Annotated in this window: 1 rRNA gene (cut by a window edge); it reads right to left on the minus strand. The window is 52.6% G+C overall.

Annotated elements, in window-relative coordinates:
• Positions 1-60 precede the first annotated feature (60 nt).
• Positions 61-2500 (minus strand): 23S ribosomal RNA (locus tag IDSA_RS11730); it runs 457 nt beyond the window's last position.

The raw sequence follows: 2500 nt of genomic DNA on the forward strand, positions 1-2500 counted from the left end.
TTTGGTAAAGGGTATTCGAACCTGTGTTCGCAATTTCAGCATAAACACTTTTGGTGTTGTATGGTTAAGCCTCACGGGCAATTAGTACGGGTTAGCTCAACGCATTACTACGCTTCCACACCCCGCCTATCAACGTTGTAGTCTCCAACAACCCTTCAGGACAATTACATGTCAGTGAGAGCTTATCTTGAGGCTCGCTTCCCGCTTAGATGCTTTCAGCGGTTATCGATTCCGAACATAGCTACCGGGCAGTGCCACTGGCGTGACAACCCGAACACCAGAGGTTCGTTCACTCCGGTCCTCTCGTACTAGGAGCAACTCCTCTCAACTCTCAAACGCCCACGGCAGATAGGGACCGAACTGTCTCACGACGTTCTAAACCCAGCTCGCGTACCACTTTAAATGGCGAACAGCCATACCCTTGGGACCGACTACAGCCCCAGGATGTGATGAGCCGACATCGAGGTGCCAAACACCGCCGTCGATATGAACTCTTGGGCGGTATCAGCCTGTTATCCCCGGAGTACCTTTTATCCGTTGAGCGATGGCCCTTCCATTCAGAACCACCGGATCACTATGACCTGCTTTCGCACCTGCTCGACGTGTCTGTCTCGCAGTTAAGCTGGCTTGTGCCATTACACTAACCGTACGATGTCCGACCGTACTTAGCCAACCTTCGTGCTCCTCCGTTACTCTTTGGGAGGAGACCGCCCCAGTCAAACTACCCACCAGGCACTGTCCTCACCCCAGATAATGGGGCTAAGTTAGAACATCAAACATACAAGGGTGGTATTTCAAGGATGGCTCCACGTCAACTAGCGCCAACGCTTCATAGCCTCCCACCTATCCTACACATGCAGGTTCAAGGTTCAGTGCCAAGCTGTAGTAAAGGTTCACGGGGTCTTTCCGTCTAGCCGCGGGTACACCGCATCTTCACGGCGATTTCAATTTCACTGAGTCTCGGGTGGAGACAGCGTGGCCATGGTTACACCATTCGTGCAGGTCGGAACTTACCCGACAAGGAATTTCGCTACCTTAGGACCGTTATAGTTACGGCCGCCGTTTACCGGGGCTTCGATCAAGAGCTTCGCTTACGCTAACCCCATCAATTAACCTTCCGGCACCGGGCAGGTGTCACACCCTATACGTCCTCTTTCGAGTTTGCAGAGTGCTGTGTTTTTAATAAACAGTCCCAGCCACCTGGTCACTGCGGCCAGCTCCGGCTCCGCCCGTAAGGACTTCACCAGCTCTGGCGTACCTTCTCCCGAAGTTACGGTACTATTTTGCCTAGTTCCTTCACCCGAGTTCTCTCAAGCGCCTTAGTATTCTCTACCTGACCACCTGTGTCGGTTTGGGGTACGGTCACTATATATCTGAAGCTTAGAGGCTTTTCCTGGAAGCATGGCATCAATAGCTTCGCACCCGTAGGTGCTCGTCTCGCGTCTTGGCATCCCCTCTTAAGGAGCGACCCGGATTTTCCTAAGTCACTTGCCTACTCGCTTTCACCGGGACTACCAACGCCCGGCCTACCTAGCCTTCTCCGTCCCCCCATCGCAATATATAGTGGTACAGGAATATTAACCTGTTTTCCATCGACTACGCCTCTCGGCCTCGCCTTAGGTGCCGACTTACCCTACCCTGATTAGCATGGGATAGGAAACCTTGGTCTTCCGGCGTGGGGGTTTTTCACCCCCATTATCGTTACTCATGTCAGCATTCGCACTTCTGATACCTCCAGCAGACTTCTCAATCCACCTTCAACGGCTTACAGAACGCTCCCCTACCCCACATACATAAGTATGTAGCCGCAGCTTCGGTGCATGGCTTAGCCCCGTTACATCTTCCGCGCAGGCCGACTCGACTAGTGAGCTATTACGCTTTCTTTAAAGGATGGCTGCTTCTAAGCCAACCTCCTAGCTGTCTGAGCCTTCCCACATCGTTTCCCACTTAGCCATGACTTGGGGACCTTAGCTGGCGGTCTGGGTTGTTTCCCTCTTCACGACGGACGTTAGCACCCGCCGTGTGTCTCCCGGATAGTACTCACTGGTATTCGGAGTTTGCATGGGGTTGGTAAGTCGGGATGACCCCCTAGCCCAAACAGTGCTCTACCCCCAGTGGTATTCGTCCGAGGCGCTACCTAAATAGCTTTCGGGGAGAACCAGCTATCTCCGGGCTTGATTAGCCTTTCACTCCGAGCCACAGGTCATCTCCTAATTTTTCAACATTAGTGAGTTCGGTCCTCCAGTTGATGTTACTCAACCTTCAACCTGCCCATGGCTAGATCGCCCGGTTTCGGGTCTATACCTTGCAACTGAACGCCCAGTTAAGACTCGGTTTCCCTACGGCTCCCCTATTCGGTTAACCTTGCTACAAAATATAAGTCGCTGACCCATTATACAAAAGGTACGCAGTCACCCTCACGAAGAAGGCTCCTACTGCTTGTACGTAGACGGTTTCAGGTTCTATTTCACTCCCCTCGCCGGGGTTCTTTTCGCCTTTC

Source organism: Pseudidiomarina salinarum (assembly GCF_000753715.1).
In the GTDB taxonomy this organism is placed as follows: Bacteria; Pseudomonadota; Gammaproteobacteria; order Enterobacterales; family Alteromonadaceae; genus Pseudidiomarina; species Pseudidiomarina salinarum.